The organism is Moraxella sp. CTOTU47579 (assembly GCF_032004885.1).
In the GTDB taxonomy this organism is placed as follows: domain Bacteria; phylum Pseudomonadota; class Gammaproteobacteria; order Pseudomonadales; family Moraxellaceae; genus Faucicola; species Faucicola tetraodonis.
Window position 1 is genome coordinate 142,428 of the sequence record NZ_DALZOJ010000001.1, and the last position, 15,937, is coordinate 158,364.

A 15,937-nucleotide genomic window follows, 5' to 3' on the forward strand; every position below is an offset into this window, starting at 1 on the left:
AGTTTTGCTAAAAGGCGGTATTATACCATTAACTTACGTGGCTGAAAATGCTATTAATTTTTAGTTTTTCTAATATCAATAGTAATAAAAAATAACAGGTAAGACAAAACACAAAACGTGCTAACCGCATAAATAATCACCACCCAAAGCGATTGCTTTTTTCTGTGTTCAATATGCTTGACTGCATCGGCATAATCATAAATTACTTTGCCATCGATTGAAAGTTCGTATAAAAGACGTGTGGCATCGACTTGCGATGTTTTTTGTAATGATGCCCAATCAAGGCTAACTGTTTGATTTTCTAAAGGTAAATAGTTATGCAAACAATCTTGAATATAAGGTGTGAATGGACATTGATAAAATCGTAAAGTATTTTCTGATACCACCGCCATATTTGGCAAATAGATAAGTTTGCTGTTGATTTGTTGATAAGGGGTGAATTTAGCCGTACCTTGCGAGTGAAAAAGTTCAGTTTTAGCAGGAATTGGATAGTTTAAAATCATAACTGCAGATTTAAGCGTACTAAAAAAAGCAATGCTAACTGCTAACCACAAACCAACGATTAGGTATAAAGACAATGCAGTCATTTTATTAACAAGCTGAGAAATTACTAACATCATTCTACTTTATCTAACAACATGGCATCACCGTAACTAAAGAAACGGTATTGTTGCTCGATGGCGTGCTGATAAGCCTGTTTGATGGGCTCACTGCCTGCAAACGCTGACACCAGCATCAATAGCGTGGATTTTGGCAAATGAAAATTGGTGATGAGCTTATCAATCACCCCAAACCTAAATGACGGATAAATAAAAATATCGGTGTCACCTGACCAAGCCGATAGCATCGGGTTTTCAAAACTGGCGGTTTTTTGAAACGCCGTTTCTAATACCCGTGTCACCGTGGTACCGACTGCAATCACTTGCCCGCCACGGGCTTTGGTTTGGTTAATCAAATCGGCAGTCGCTTGGGGCAACTCAGCATATTCTGAGTGCATTTTATGGCGCAAAATATCCTCTGTCTTGACAGGGGCAAATGTGCCTGCACCGACATGCAACGTGACAAAGGCGGTATTGATGCCCTTGGACTTGAGTGCAGCCAATACATTGTCATCAAAATGCAAGCTTGCGGTCGGTGCGGCTACGCTGGCAAGTTTGGTTGGGTCATGAAATACCGTTTGATAACGGGTTTCGTCATTGTCATCGGCATGGCGCTCAAAATAGGGCGGAATCGGCAGTTCACCATAGTGCTCAAGCACAGGCAATATCGGTTGGTCAAACGCTAGCAAAAATAAATTGTCTTCACGCCCCATTACCGTGGCATGGATGTTACCATCGGCAAGGCTCAGCGTTTGCCCCTCTTTTGGGCTGCGGCTGGCGCGTACATGACACAAAGCGGTGTGCTTTTGGCTCATAGTAACATCATCGTGCAAAATACGTTCGACCAATACTTCGACCGCGCCGCCACTGGCTTTTTGCCCAAACAGCCTTGCTTTCATGACCTTGGTGTCATTAAACACCACCAAGTCACCACTATTTAACAACTCTGGCAAATCCACAAATTGTTGGTCTTTGGGTTGACCATGGGCAGGCAAATACAGCAGTCGAGAGGCGGAGCGCACCGCTAACGGATAGCGGGCAATAAGTTCATCGGGCAGTTGATAATCAAAATCATCTAAAGTTAAAGGCATTTATGGGTTACTCGGTGATAGCAGAATCTTTGGTAAGGTGGACATTGGCTTTAGGAAATGGGCGGATTTTATCGGCGTCCGACCAAGCTTTGACCCAGTCATCAGGTGGCATATTGATATCTTGATAATCCAATGCGCTGAGCACTTGCTCAGTCGGCAAAACCTTGCCAGTCACGATGTTGGTGATACCAGTGCGCAGCAGCGCAGAGCAAGTCGGCTGACCTTTGACCCACATGCTTTGCTCGATATAAAACCAGCGCTCATCAACAGCTATCAATCGGGTTTTGATGGTGACCTTATCAAATAAACGAACACGCTTACGATATTGGATGGTACTACCAGCGACCACCAGCCCCCAGCGATGCTTGAATAATTTTTTGGCAAGCCCAGAGCGAATGGCAAGATCGTTTCGCCCCAAATCAAACAGCGTAAAAATACGCCCGTTGTTCATTTCAAAAAAATTGTCAATATCGTTGATATTAGCAGTCAAGGTGATTTCGCTGGTATCGGTTAATTGAAGCGAATGACCTTGCTTTTGTTTAATCGCGCTTTTGATGGCATGGGTGCCCAGTCGTAAAAAAGGATACATGGTTGTTCTCAATCTAAATTTGTGCCACATTATAGGTAAATCGCGCTTGTTTAGCAAAATTTGTCACTATCATTACCCGACAAGTCACTATAATTACCCTACAAAAGGAAAGCAAATGACCAATCAATCACAGGTAGCAGCGCAACCCTTATCAGCGGACGCTAAAAAGGTATTAGATTTTTGGTTGCAGCAAAATACCAAGCCATTTTGGTTTGCCAAAGATGAGGATTTTGATAAAACCGTAACGGCTAAATTTTTAGCCACACTTGAGCAAGCCAAACGAGGCGAGTTAGGGGATTGGCGAGCCAGTACAAAAGGGCGACTGGCAGAAATCATTGTATTGGACCAGTTTTCGCGCAATATTTTTCGAGATTCTCCACAGGCTTTTGCCCAAGATGGCATGGCGTTAGTATTGGCACAAGAAATCGTCAAACAGCCAGATTTTGACAAGTTGAATCAAGACGAACGCAATTTTGCTTTAATGCCTTTTATGCATGCAGAATCGGCAACCATTCATCAGCAGGCGTTGCCACTGTTTAAAAAATACGCCAGTGCCGATACGTTAGCGTTTGAATATAAGCATCAAGCCATTATTGAGAGATTTGGGCGTTATCCGCACCGCAATGCGATTTTGGGTAGACAATCGAGTGACGAGGAAATCGCCTTTTTACAACAACCCAACTCGTCATTTTAACTTTTATTAAGTTGTTGCTGGGTCGCCCAATCAATATGTTCTTGTGTGTTCTCGCTTAGCATGGGGCGTTTTTGTTGCAATTTGTCAATAATTGCTTGGCTAAACGGCGCATTACCCAAGGCTACCGCCACATTGCGCATAAAATTGTCGTAGCCAGTGCGGCGAATCGGCGAGCCTTCAGTTTTTGTCAAAAAATCCTGTGCATCCCACGCCCATAACTCAAGCAATGACACCTCATCTAAACGGTGACGGGGATTAAAATCCTCAATCGTCGCTAATCTGGCAAATTTATTCCAAGGACAAATCAACTGACAATCATCACAGCCAAAAATGCGATTGCCAATTTTGGGACGAAGTTCTACAGGGATTTTGCCATCTAATTCAATGGTTAAATACGAAATACACAGCCGTGCATCGACATCATAATGTCCGGTGGGTGTTTTGCGGATGGCATGGGTAGGGCACACATGAATACAAGCACGGCAACTGCCACAATGCGATAATGTGGTTTCGATTTGCTTTTTATCCTCTGCCAAAGGCAAGCTGGTGAATAATTCCCCCAACACAAAAAATGACCCCGCTTGTGGGTGAATCAGCAAGGTGTGTTTGCCTGTCCAGCCCAAACCTGCTTGCTCAGCCAACGCGCGCTCAAATATAGGCGCGGAGTCACTAAAGGGACGAAATACAAAGTCGTTGGCATATTGCGGATAATCGGTGGTTAGTTTGTCTTGAATCAGTCTGGCTAGGGTTTTTAATAACCCTCGCATGGTTTTATGATAATCACGCCCACGAGCATAGCGGGCAATAATCGCTGAGTTGGGGCGCTCGTTGTCTGGCACACTGCGTTTGGGCGGCGGCGTGACCAAATAATCTAAACGCACGCTAATGATACTTTGCGTCCTGTCAACTAACAGGGCAGGGTTAGCACGTTTATCATGATTGTCTTCAAAAAACAGCATATCGCCATGTTTACCTTGTGCTAGCCAAGTTTGCAAGGCATCAAGCTGTTTGCTAAATATGGGATTGGCGGGATGGACAAAGCCACAATCAGCAAACCCCAACGCCTTGGCTTGCGCCTTTATCCAGCCCTTGAGTGCATTAAGTTCGTTTGTAGTGTCCAACATGCCAACAACCAGATAAAATTAAAATGCTATTATAGCAAAATAAACATTTACCACATCATTGGATCATCTTATGCAAAGTAATGCACAGACGGATAAAAATACGGTGATGCAAAACGCCATTGCCTTATATACCCCCAAACAAATTTATGACATTGAAAAAAACTGGTTTAGCAAAAATGACAGTTTTGCCTTAATGCAACAAGCTGCATGGCAACTTGCACACATCATCAAGCAGGAAAGTAGCAATCAAAAAAGCAGTCACCCTCAAAAAAGCAATCACCTTCAAAAAAGCAGTCACCCTCAAAAATCGGTATTGGTAGTGGCAGGCGCGGGTAATAATGGCGGCGATGCTTGGTTGGTGGCGCATTATGTCAATCAGCTTTGCCCAAATTGGTCAGTTACTGTAGTACAAGTCGCAGCGCCTACTACCCTCGACAGCCAAACAGCAAAGCACCTGTACCAGTCAAACTGTGCAAATGCGGCAAAATATCTGACGTTGACAGCATTTTTACAGCCATTCTATGAGCTTGGTTTAAGCTATCAGTATGATGTGGTGATTGATGGGTTGTTGGGGATTGGACTCGATGGCAAGCCTAGCGATGATTATCAGACAATCATCAATTGGATTAATCAATACCGCAAGCAAGTTCACGCTTGTCAAGTCATCAGCATCGATGTACCCAGCGGACTTAATGCCGCTACGGGCGAAGTGTACGATGACATTGCGATTAAAGCAGACAAGACACTTTGTTTAATCGGGCGAAAAGTCGGACTGCATATCGGGGATAGTAAAGATTATGTTGGCACCGTTATCGATGTGCCTTTGCTCCCTGTTGAGCAATCAAGCATCTTGTTACATTGCACGCTACCTAACTTGCCACAACGTCAGCAGGTGAGTCATAAAGGTACGTATGGTCATGTACTCATCATCGGTGGCAATCGGCTACAGGATGGGCATGGCATGGCAGGGGCGGCGATATTGGCCGCCAGTGCGGCATTGAGCAGTGGTGCAGGCAAAGTCACCGTTGCCTGTCATCGTGATTTTCATTCAGCCATTGTCACCGCTTTGCCCAATGCCATGACCGCGGATTTACACAATATCGCTAGCGTCATCGAGCTGATTAACGCGGTGGATGTGGTTGCCATCGGCATGGGTTTGGGTAGAGATAAAGTAACGTTAGAGTTATTTAACCAGTATCTTACGGCGATCAAACAATCAGAGAAACTATGTGTCATTGACGCCGATGGTTTATACCATTTGGCAGATTGGGCAGGCACGAGTGACGGTTTAAATGCGCCAATTCAACCACGATTGGGGCAGTCAAACCAACGGTTTTATCTAACACCGCATTCAGCGGAAGCAGGACGTTTGCTCAATCAACCCTATGCCGACATCGATCGAAACAAAATCAGCGCAATTCAGGCATTGGCTCACCACTATGGGGGCAATTGGCTTATCAAAGGGGCACAAACGATTGTGCTTGAACGAGACTGTCTTGAACGAGACAGTATTGATATTTGCGGCTTGGGTAATGCCGGTATGGCAACGGCTGGCATGGGCGACTGCTTGGCAGGTCTGATGGCGGGCTTATTGGGGCAAGCGATTGCCGCACCCATGCTAACCTCCGTGCTCATACATGCCAAAGCAGGTGATACGTTAGCAGAAAAAATGGGGGAATATGCGCTGCAAGCTAATCACATGGCATCGGCAATCGGTGACATCATCCATCAAATCACGGACCATTAAAATCACGGCAGGTTAAGAAGGTTCAATAAAAAAAAGGTGAGAATTCACTCACCTTTAACCTTTACACAACTTTAATTTTCATTGAATGCTAAAGTCATATAGCATTCAAAGTTATTTACAGTATTGGCTCACTGTTTGCGCGACTTGCTGACGGCGTAGCTCAATTTCACGACCATCTAAATATTTACGTTCACCTTTATTATCCATCTCATAGACGCGCCCGCCTTGATTCAGGTTGGCAAGGGTACTTTGTAAGGCTTTACAGCGCTCCGCATCTTGCTGTTTTTTGAGTTGCTGATTTTGTGCTTCAAGTTCAGCAGCGCGTTTTTGATCGGCGGTCAGCGTTGGTGATACACCTGATGCAGCACCTGTGCTATTGCCAGCTGTCGCAGGTGCACGACTACTAGGTCCAAGTTCACGGGTATTAACTACTTGCACTTGTCGCAGATTAACACCATTGGTCGGCGCATATTGGCTATAATGCGGTACACCATTTTTGTCAGTCCACTTGTAATAAGTTGCTGCATTTGAACTCGCCATAACGAATGGTGATAACATGAGTGATAACAAAAACAGTGGCTTTAACATTGTTTTTCCTATGCAAGAAACGAGAAAATTATGCGATAGCCTATCACAGCTTGATAGCTTTTAGCAGTAAATTTCGACAAGATAATCGTTTAATTTCCTAAAGGTAATTTTCTAAAAATGACTGGCTCAATCAGTCTGAGATTTTAAAGTTTATCAATCCTTAAAACCAAGCCTTAAAATCAAGCTTCAGACAATTCATTTATCTATAACTAAAAGTTATAAATCCTAGTAGCTTTTTTTTATTGACAAGTGTTAAAAAAACTCACATCATAAGTCCTCTACTGGTCGTTAGTAACAATTATCGTTGGTTACTAATTGGTAAAATCTAAGCTAATTGGCGCTATCCGCTGATTAGGCTCTACAATTGGATGAGAGCATTTTTTACCGTTGTTGTTGTTTATGAATCTAAACAAAAGAATCTAACAACCCTGACTTATCGGTCAACAAAGACAAAAAGTAGCCATCAATTTATACATTACGTAATTTTTGTGATGCTTTCTTTTTTGGTTATCATGCTTTTTGCCCTCGTCTGATTTGTTCACTGTTACCTTATGGCAGTGTTGAAGATTCTTGCTAATCATTTAGCAATTTTTATCTAAAACAACTTCCCAGTATCATTTTTGAAGACGACCATAAAAGGTGATGACAGTGACTCAAACTACCCAAGCTCCCAATATGACGGGAGAAAACCAAACGGCTCACGCTGCACCCAATTTTGACAAAAAAACCGCCAAAGCCTCAGCAGGTGAACCTGTGATGATGTCTGGTGCAGAAATGCTGGTGCAAGCGCTAATTGACGAAGGTGTCGAATACATTTTTGGCTATCCAGGCGGCGCCGTGTTGCATATTTATGATGCTTTGTTCAAACAAGATAGCATTGAGCACATCCTCGTGCGTCACGAACAAGCAGCGGGTCATATGGCAGATGCTTATTCCCGTGTCACAGGTCAAACAGGGGTGGTATTAGCGACATCAGGTCCAGGCGCCACCAATACGGTTACTGCCATCGCAACCGCGTTTATGGATTCCATTCCGATGGTTATCATCTCAGGTCAGGTGCCTTCAAGCCTCATCGGTGATGATGCGTTCCAAGAAACTGATATGATTGGTGTGTCACGTCCTGTCGTCAAACACAGTTTTCAAGTACGTCATGCCAGCGAAATCCCAGAAATCGTTCGCAAAGCATTTTATATTGCAAGCTCTGGTCGCCCAGGTCCTGTGGTGATTGATGTACCTAAAGATAAAACTGCGCCTAACGAAAAATTCCCTTATCATTTCCCTGAGTCGGTCAGTATGCGTTCTTACCAACCATCGGTTCGCGGTCATTCAGGACAAATTCGTAAAGCCATCGAAACCTTAATTGCAGCCAAACGCCCTGTTTTATATTCAGGTGGTGGCGTGATTGCGTCAAACGCAAGTGCAGAATTAACCGCATTGGCCCGTTTACTTAATTTGCCTGTGACTAATACTTTGATGGGATTGGGCGCTTATCCAGGGTCGGATAAACAGTTTTTAGGTATGCTTGGGATGCATGGTACGTATGAAGCCAATATGACCATGCACAATTCAGATGTGATTTTGGCAGTGGGTGCGCGTTTTGATGACCGTGTGACCAACAATACGCAAAAATTCTGTCCAAACGCTAAAATTATCCATATTGATATCGACCCTGCATCAATCTCAAAAACCATCAACGCACATATCCCGATTGTCGGTGATGTAAAAAATGTGCTAAGCGATATGCTCGCCGTATTAACAGAAAATAACGGACAGCTTGACCAAGCCGCGCTAAATGATTGGTGGGCGCAAATCAATGAATGGCGTAAACGTCATGGTCTACGCTATGACAAAGACGACAGCCATGGCATGAAACCACAGCACGTTGTTGAGCGCTTATATGAGCTAACCCATGGTAAAGCTATCATCACCTCTGATGTGGGTCAGCACCAAATGTTTGCCGCCCTATACTATAAATACGATGAGCCGCGTCAATGGTTAAACTCAGGTGGTTTAGGCACCATGGGGGTAGGGTTGCCTTACGCAATGGCAGCCAAACTTGCTAATCCAGAGCGTGATGTGGTCTGTATCACCGGTGAAGGCTCAATTCAGATGAATATCCAAGAGCTATCAACTTGCTTACAATATAACTTACCAGTAAAGATTTTAAATCTTAACAACGCCCAGTTGGGTATGGTCAAACAATGGCAAGACATGATTTATGAAGGTCGCCATTCGCACTCTTATATGGATTCATTGCCAGATTTTGTCAAACTTGCAGAAGCTTACGGTCATGTTGGTATCCAAATCACTGACCCAGCCAAACTTGATGAACAACTTGCTTATGCCTTATCCCTCAAAGATCGATTAGTATTTATCGATGTACTCGTCGATAAAAACGAGCATGTTTATCCAATGCAATTAGCAGGTCAGTCAATGCGTGATATGTGGTTAGCCAAAGGGGAGCGTACCTAATGAAACATTTAATTTCTGTCTTAATGGAAAATGAATCAGGGTCACTGTCTCGTGTGGTTGGCTTATTTTCACAACGTGGCTACAACATCGAGACATTGAACGTCGCGCCAACCGATGACCCGACTTTATCGCGTTTGACCTTGACCACAGATACCGATCAAAATAAGATTGAGCAAGTGACCAAACAGTTGCACAAGCTGATTGAAATCGTTAAAGTAACCACGCTGACCGATAGTGTACATATTGAGCGCGAACTCATGCTGATCAAAGTGCGTGCCACGGGTAGCAACCGTGAAGAAGTGAAGCGCTGTGCGGATATCTTCCGTGCAAGTATTGTTGATATCACGTCCAATGTCTATACCATTCAAATTGTCGGTGACACCGCAAAATTGGACGGCTTTATCGAATTGATGGGACGTGAACGCATTTTAGAGGTAGTACGTTCTGGTGTTATTGGTATCGCTCGGGGTGAAAAAATCCTCAGCGTCTAAATTTACCAACCTTTTAATAGTAGTTGTTTTTTACACAAGGAAATAGTTATGAACATTTTTTATGATAAAGATTGTGATCTATCAATCATCCAAGGCAAAAAAGTTGCGATTATCGGCTATGGCTCACAAGGTCACGCGCACGCATTGAACCTAAAAGACAGCGGTGTTGATGTCACCGTAGGTCTTCGTAAAGATTCATCATCTTGGAAAAAAGCAGAAAATGCCGGTCTAAAAGTGGCTGAAGTAGAAGAAGCAGTCAAGCAAGCCGACCTAGTCATGATTTTGACCCCTGACGAATTCCAAAAACAATTATACAATGACGTGATTGAGCCAAACATCAAACAAGGTGCCACGCTTGCATTTGCCCATGGTTTCTCAATCCATTACAACCAAGTGGTACCACGCAAAGACCTAGACGTCATCATGATTGCGCCAAAAGCACCGGGTCATACCGTGCGTAACGAATTTGCCACAGGCGGCGGTATTCCTGACTTAATCGCCGTTTACCAAGATGCCTCTGGTCAAGCCAAACAAGTGGCGTTATCTTACGCGATGGGCGTCGGCGGTGGTCGTTCAGGCATCATCGAAACAACGTTCAAAGACGAAACTGAAACGGACCTATTTGGTGAGCAAGCGGTACTTTGTGGTGGTGCGGTTGAACTGGTCAAAATGGGCTTTGAAACCTTGGTTGAAGCAGGTTATGCCCCAGAAATGGCGTACTTTGAATGTCTACACGAATTAAAATTGATTGTAGACTTGATGTACCAAGGCGGTATTGCTGATATGAACTATTCAATTAGTAACAACGCAGAATACGGTGAATACGTGACAGGTTTAGAAGTTATTAACGATCAATCACGTGAAGCGATGCGTAATGCCCTAAAACGTATCCAATCAGGCGAATATGCAAAAATGTTTATCGCTGAAGGTATGTCAGGTTATCCATCAATGACAGCGCGCCGTCGTCAAACCGCTGAGCATGAAATCGAAAAAACAGGTGCCAAACTTCGCGGTATGATGCCTTGGATCACCTCAAGTAAGATCATCGACAAAGAGAAAAACTAGTTTTGCACCCAGTTAGTTTTACCAATGGCATCATACCCAATTGGTAAAAACAATAAAGTCAAAATAACCCTGCGCTGTGTAAAGTTACATAGACAGGGTTTTTTAGTATAAAATAATGGGTATCGATATAAAGTTTATGAGATTTGTTTTGAATATAGCGTCTGTTTGGCAGTTGTCGACTGCAACTTTTTTACACACTTTTAGCGGTATGAGTGCTTTGCCTGCATTGGCAAATCCTTTGAATTACCTGATGGGGGATAGCTATACGTTAAATTGGCAAGCAATTTATCTGGTCGGTACGTTAATTGTCGCCCTACTGATTGCCTATGAATCCATAGTTTTGAAGAAAAACTTAGGAAAATTGCCGCAATCAAAGTTATTTAGCGTGAGCTCCATATTAGAAACCGTGTGGCTCATGGTATCCGTGGTCGCCGTATATTATGGTGCATTTAGTAGCATTGCCAAAGTCGTGCCATTTGCCTATATTCTGTATAGCATATTTGGTTGGATTTATGGATTTTATCTACTCAAAGACCAGGCGGGCGATATTAAAGATGTCGATGATATGAGTATGCCCATCAAATATATGGACTATAGCCTATCATTTTCACTGGTGATTACGGTGACCAGCATTGCGATATTTATCAATATGTTGATGAACGGTGTTATCGCCTTTAATCTAGCTTAATAAAGTCAATTTAAATCCCTTTTTATTTGTAACTTTGTGGTAAAAAAATTTAAATAATAGTAGGTGAAACGCTAAAACTAGGCTATACTGTGATTATTCGCTAAAATACACTTAACAAACTTTTGGCGATGACAATTTATAACACCCTGTATTTACCCAAGTAATTGCAAGCGTTATAGATAACATAGTTAATTTTTAATGTAGGATTTTTTATGTCAGATAAAGCTACTGGTACTGTAAAATGGTTCAATGAAAGCAAAGGTTTCGGCTTCATCGCTCAAGACAATGGCGGTCAAGACGTTTTTGCTCATTACAGTGCAATCCAAGGTTCAGGTTTTAAAACACTTAAAGAAGGTCAACGTGTGAGCTTCGTATTGAGCCAAGGTCAAAAAGGCCCACAAGCCGAACAAATCGAAGCACAATAATAATAACTACAAGCTTAATTGTTTGTTTATTAACTGCTTATCTTAATTAGCTTGCAATAAAGAAAAACAACCGGACGATAGGTTGTTTTTTTTTGCGCGTTTTTTTTGTGTTCAATGTTTATATCAACCACAAGACATTGTATGTTGAATATTTAGTTAAAAAATTTCCCTAATTATTTTAGTTATGATATATTCGAAAAATTCAAGAATTTTTGATGTTTTCCAACCATTTTTTTATGACTTAAAATTCATAGGATTTTCTTGATTTGTTGGGTAAGTTATCGCAACATATATTATTAACGAAGATAATGGGTATTGTGAGTATTCACAGTATAACTATTCTTTTTAGCTTGCTAAATTAGCTCACCAAGCTAGTTTAAGTTAACAAGAATAGGATGTTCATTTTATCATGACTGGGGATACTTGGATTTATCCTCCTTTTTTAATTCATATAACAAACGAGGAACGTATGAAAGCATTAGTTGCTGTTAAACGTGTAGTTGACTATAACGTAAAAGTTCGTGTAAAAGCGGACAACACTGGTGTTGACTTAACCAATGTTAAAATGTCTGTAAACCCATTTGACGAGATTGCTGTTGAAGAAGCTGTACGCCTACAAGAAGCGGGCGTGGTCTCTGAAATTGTTGTTGTATCTATCGGACCAAAAGAAGCACAAGAACAAATCCGTGGTGCAATGGCACTGGGTGCAGATCGTGGTATTTTAGTTGAAACTACCGACACTGTGCGTCCACTACAAGTGGCAAAAATTCTGAAAGCGATTGCACAAGCTGAAGCTGCCGATATCATTTTACTAGGCAAACAAGCGATTGATGATGACAACAACCAAACAGGTCAAATGCTAGCGGCATTACTAGACGTGGGTCAAGCAACCTTTGCATCACAAGTAAAAGTTGAAGGTGGTAGCGTCAACGTAACACGTGAAATCGATGGGGGCTTACAAACTGTTCAGTTATCTTTACCTGCGGTTATCACCACTGATTTACGTTTAAATGAACCACGTTATGCCAAACTGCCTAACATCATGAAAGCGAAGAAAAAACCATTAGAAGAGAAAAAACCAGAAGATTATGGTGTTTCTACCGCTAGTAACATTCAAATCGTAAAAGTAACGCCACCTGCAGAGCGTAAAGCGGGTGTTAAAGTTAAATCGGTTGACGAGTTAGTCGATAAATTAAGAAACGAAGCTAAAGTTATCTAATTATTAGTTATCTAATCATTTAACTACCTTCAATTTAATTCGTCATTTAACGATAGCGATTATCAAATATTAAGGAAAATCTCATGGCAATTTTAGTATATGCAGAACATGACAATAAAGAGCTGAAAAAAGCAACACTCAACACCGTAACGGCAGCAAGCAAAATCGGTGGCGATATTGTTGTATTAGTTGCAGGTCTTGGCTGTGAAGCCGTGGCAGAACAAGCTGCTAAAGTAGCAGGTGTATCAAAGGTGCTTTGCGCAAGTAATGCTGCTTTTGAACATCAACTGGCTGAAAATGTTGCTAAACTCGTGGTATCGCTTGCAGGTGATTATAGCCATATCGTGGTACCAGCGACAACAACAGGTAAAAACTTCTTACCACGCGTTGCCGCTTTGTTAGACGTAAATATGCTAACTGATGTAACCGCTGTGATTGATGCAGAGACATTTGAGCGTCCAATCTACGCAGGCAATGCCATTGCAACGGTTAAAGATACTGAAAGCAAAAAAGTCATCACCGTTCGTACCACTGCATTTGATGCAGCGGCAGCAGAAGGCGGCGCAGCCAGCATAGAACAAGTAAGCGCAGGCGAAGATGCGGGCAAATCAAAATTTGTCGGTGAAGAGTTAGCAAAATCTGATCGTCCAGAATTAACGGCTGCAGAAATTGTTGTTTCAGGTGGTCGTGCATTAGCCAGCGGTGAAAACTTCACCAAATATATTGAGCCACTCGCTGATAAGCTAGGTGCTGCGATGGGTGCATCACGTGCGGCAGTTGACGCAGGTTATGTGCCAAACGACCTACAAGTGGGTCAAACGGGTAAAATTGTTGCGCCAAACCTATATATCGCCGCAGGTATCTCAGGTGCTATTCAGCATTTGGCAGGTATGAAAGATTCAAAAGTTATCGTTGCCATCAACAATGACCCAGAAGCGCCTATCTCTCAAGTGGCTGATTATTTCCTAGAAGGTGATATTTTTACAGTCTTGCCAGAATTAACTAGCAAATTGTAATTGCCGCTATCATCAGCTACTAAGCGATAAATATATAGGCGATAAATATAAAAAAACCTCATGCTTTTTGAGGTTTTTTTATTTGCTATTTACTCATTAAGCAGTGACTTAATTATCGCTAAAAGTATATTGATTGTTGTATAGCGACTAGGTAATATAATAAAAATTATGGGATTTTATTGGTAGTAAATTTTTTGGGAATAAATTGTGAAAATGGATTTAAAAAAATTCCGTATAGAGATGCAGCAGCGGCTTAGCGAGCAGCAACTAGACAATGTGAAAGTGCGTCCCTTCATCTGTTCAGGGTCGCCCCTTGATTGCAAAATCATGATGGTCGGCTACAATCCTGCGCGCGAAGTTAATTTAGACGTGTTTGATGCCGATATTTGGCATGATGACATAGGGTTTGATCGTGAATCGTTTGCTGAACATTATGACATCGCTAGCTACAATGATGATTTGCAGTGGAATCGCAACCATATATTTCAGCAAAATTTGATTGATGAAATCTCAAATCATCCTGTGATTGAAACTTATCTTTATAGTGTTATCACCCCCAAAAAGACTTTATTAAGTCCTCAGCATAAACACACACATATATTTGATTGGCTATATAGTATTCTCAAACCTGTTTTAGTCATTACCCAAAATATTGATGTAATTAAATATTTTGAGCGAGAAGCCAATAAAATTCTGGTGAGAAATACTTTTAATGCCATTACTTATCGCGATTTACACTGTGTAATTTTGCCCATCAGCCATTTATCCAAAAAATGGAATGACACTGAAATGTACCATTTGAAAGAAGAAATTGATGAGCTGTTTAACTTAATTGATGTGTAGACAATTATTTGTCATTGATAAATGAATAGCGCAATAAAAAAAGCTTAACAGCATTATCTATTAAGTTTTTATGGTTAAAGTCTATCGGTAAAGTTACAACCAACCTGCCTTTTTAAATCGATAGTAAAGCGTGAAACAAATGGTCAAAATAAATGCCAACAAAATATAGTAGGCATAATGCATTTTTAGTTCAGGCATATTTTCAAAGTTCATCCCATAAATCCCTGCGACGGCAGTCGGAACCGCGAGTATACCTGCCCAAGCGGCAAGTTTTCGTACCACCTCATTCTGACCCATATTGACCACTGCCATGTAAGTATCCATGGCAACACTGAGCATTTCGTTAAGTCCATTGACCGCATCGAGCGCACGCAGTAGATGGTCATTGACGTCGCGAAAATACGGTTTGGCTTGGCTAGGAAAACTTGGAATTAAATCAGTCTTTTTATGATTGATAAAAAAATTACAGATATCTTGTACGGGTAAGATGACAGCACGCATATGTACGAGCTGTGATTTTAATTCATACAAATTCCGCAGCGTATGTTTGTTAAAGTTTTCAGAGAAAATTTCCCGTTCTTGCTCGCGCAAATAACGTCCTAATTTTTCAGTGACAGGTAAGTAGTTATCGACGATAAAGTCTAAGATGGCGTGCAGCACAAAGATGGGTCCAAGGCGTAATTTTTCTGGTCGGCGATGGCAAAAATCTCGCACACTTTGGTAGCTATGAGAGGCACCTTGACGAATAGTGATGATATATTGCTTGCCCATAAAGATAGCCGTAGTGCCATAACGAATGGTGTTTTCGGTCAATTTGGCGGTTCGTACCACCACGAACACGCTATCATTACCATAGCTTTCAACTTTGGCGCGTTGATGCTCAGCGAAAGCATCTTCAATGGCAAGTTCGTGTAAGTCGAATGCCTCTTGGACTTCTCGAATGGTTTCGATACTTGGGTCATGCAGTCCTACCCAAACAAATACGTTGTTGTTGGATAATTCGCGGCGCACATCATCAAGTTCAATCTCGCCGATTTTTTCCCCAGATTTACGAGAGTAGGCAAAGCAGTTGGCAATCTCATTTTTCCCTTTAAAGCGATCTTCGGTGATTTCAGCTTCAGGGTTGTACTCAGGGGGTGGTACATCGGTCGGTGCATAGACTTCGACAGTGCCATCATCATCATAATCTTCGCCATAGATATAACTATCATCACCGTGCAAATCGAGTTCTTCATCAGTGATTTCATCATACATGAAATCCGCATTGGCAAGGGTAAAAGCATCTG

16 protein-coding genes are annotated in these 15,937 nt (G+C 42.0%); 10 read left to right on the top strand and 6 right to left on the bottom strand.

The window, feature by feature from the left end:
* Positions 1–53: 53 nt before the first annotated feature.
* The 3 genes from RTP55_RS00625 to RTP55_RS00635 are packed head-to-tail and all read right to left on the bottom strand — an operon-like array spanning position 54 to position 2,279.
* The gene (locus tag RTP55_RS00625) at positions 54–617 is read right to left on the bottom strand and encodes a hypothetical protein (protein ID WP_095355527.1); all 564 of its coding nucleotides are present in this window, start codon (positions 615–617) and stop codon (positions 54–56) included.
* On the bottom strand, positions 617–1,690 hold the full coding sequence (gene queA / locus RTP55_RS00630; protein ID WP_312383428.1) for a tRNA preQ1(34) S-adenosylmethionine ribosyltransferase-isomerase QueA: 1,074 nt from the start codon (positions 1,688–1,690) through the stop codon (positions 617–619). The genes RTP55_RS00625 and queA overlap by 1 nt, the downstream gene beginning before the upstream one ends.
* A 7-nt stretch (positions 1,691–1,697) precedes the next feature.
* Complete coding sequence (locus RTP55_RS00635; RefSeq protein ID WP_312383431.1) at positions 1,698–2,279, bottom strand: acyl-CoA thioesterase; 582 nt, start codon at positions 2,277–2,279, stop codon at positions 1,698–1,700.
* Between the two features lie 115 nt (positions 2,280–2,394).
* Here RTP55_RS00635 and RTP55_RS00640 point away from each other — a divergent pair, with 115 nt between their 5' ends.
* Positions 2,395–2,973, top strand: a complete 579-nt coding sequence (locus RTP55_RS00640; RefSeq protein WP_138018919.1) for a DUF924 family protein — start codon at positions 2,395–2,397, stop codon at positions 2,971–2,973.
* Here RTP55_RS00640 and queG read toward each other — a convergent pair.
* Positions 2,970–4,097, bottom strand: a complete 1,128-nt coding sequence (gene queG, locus RTP55_RS00645) for a tRNA epoxyqueuosine(34) reductase QueG (RefSeq protein ID WP_312383433.1) — start codon at positions 4,095–4,097, stop codon at positions 2,970–2,972. The two genes, RTP55_RS00640 and queG, sit on opposite strands and share 4 nt — an antisense overlap.
* 70 nt (positions 4,098–4,167) lie before the next feature.
* Here queG and RTP55_RS00650 point away from each other — a divergent pair, with 70 nt between their 5' ends.
* On the top strand, positions 4,168–5,844 hold the full coding sequence (locus RTP55_RS00650) for an NAD(P)H-hydrate dehydratase (RefSeq protein ID WP_312383434.1): 1,677 nt from the start codon (positions 4,168–4,170) through the stop codon (positions 5,842–5,844).
* Positions 5,845–5,955: 111 nt separating this feature from the next.
* Here the strand turns inward: RTP55_RS00650 and RTP55_RS00655 are convergent, their stop codons facing one another.
* The gene (locus RTP55_RS00655) at positions 5,956–6,432 is read right to left on the bottom strand and encodes a DUF4124 domain-containing protein (protein WP_160001937.1); all 477 of its coding nucleotides are present in this window, start codon (positions 6,430–6,432) and stop codon (positions 5,956–5,958) included.
* Positions 6,433–7,188: 756 nt separating this feature from the next.
* Between RTP55_RS00655 and RTP55_RS00660 the strand changes: the two genes are divergently transcribed.
* The 8 genes from RTP55_RS00660 (at position 7,189) to RTP55_RS00695 (ending at position 14,651) form a co-directional block, all read left to right on the top strand.
* On the top strand, positions 7,189–8,904 hold the full coding sequence (locus RTP55_RS00660; protein ID WP_257619637.1) for an acetolactate synthase 3 large subunit: 1,716 nt from the start codon (positions 7,189–7,191) through the stop codon (positions 8,902–8,904).
* On the top strand, positions 8,904–9,395 hold the full coding sequence (gene ilvN / locus RTP55_RS00665; RefSeq protein ID WP_203171804.1) for an acetolactate synthase small subunit: 492 nt from the start codon (positions 8,904–8,906) through the stop codon (positions 9,393–9,395). Before RTP55_RS00660 ends, ilvN begins: the two co-directional genes overlap by 1 nt.
* 48 nt (positions 9,396–9,443) lie before the next feature.
* Positions 9,444–10,460: a ketol-acid reductoisomerase gene (gene ilvC / locus RTP55_RS00670; protein ID WP_007116783.1), complete on the top strand. Its 1,017-nt coding sequence runs from the start codon at positions 9,444–9,446 to the stop codon at positions 10,458–10,460.
* Positions 10,461–10,608: 148 nt separating this feature from the next.
* Positions 10,609–11,148, top strand: a complete 540-nt coding sequence (locus tag RTP55_RS00675; RefSeq protein WP_312383436.1) for a hypothetical protein — start codon at positions 10,609–10,611, stop codon at positions 11,146–11,148.
* 212 nt (positions 11,149–11,360) lie between these two features.
* Entirely contained in the window at positions 11,361–11,573 is a 213-nt protein-coding gene (locus RTP55_RS00680; RefSeq protein ID WP_007116781.1) for a cold-shock protein, read from the top strand.
* Between the two features lie 469 nt (positions 11,574–12,042).
* Entirely contained in the window at positions 12,043–12,792 is a 750-nt protein-coding gene (locus RTP55_RS00685; protein WP_219331180.1) for an electron transfer flavoprotein subunit beta/FixA family protein, read from the top strand.
* A gap of 83 nt (positions 12,793–12,875) precedes the next feature.
* Complete coding sequence (locus RTP55_RS00690) at positions 12,876–13,808, top strand: electron transfer flavoprotein subunit alpha/FixB family protein (RefSeq protein WP_050324358.1); 933 nt, start codon at positions 12,876–12,878, stop codon at positions 13,806–13,808.
* Positions 13,809–14,015: 207 nt separating this feature from the next.
* Positions 14,016–14,651 (top strand): hypothetical protein, encoded by a 636-nt coding sequence (locus RTP55_RS00695; protein ID WP_312383437.1) that lies wholly within the window; start codon positions 14,016–14,018, stop codon positions 14,649–14,651.
* Positions 14,652–14,744: 93 nt separating this feature from the next.
* Here RTP55_RS00695 and corA read toward each other — a convergent pair whose 3' ends face one another.
* On the bottom strand, positions 14,745–15,905 hold the full coding sequence (corA, locus tag RTP55_RS00700; RefSeq protein WP_312383646.1) for a magnesium/cobalt transporter CorA: 1,161 nt from the start codon (positions 15,903–15,905) through the stop codon (positions 14,745–14,747).
* Positions 15,906–15,937: the final 32 nt, after the last annotated feature.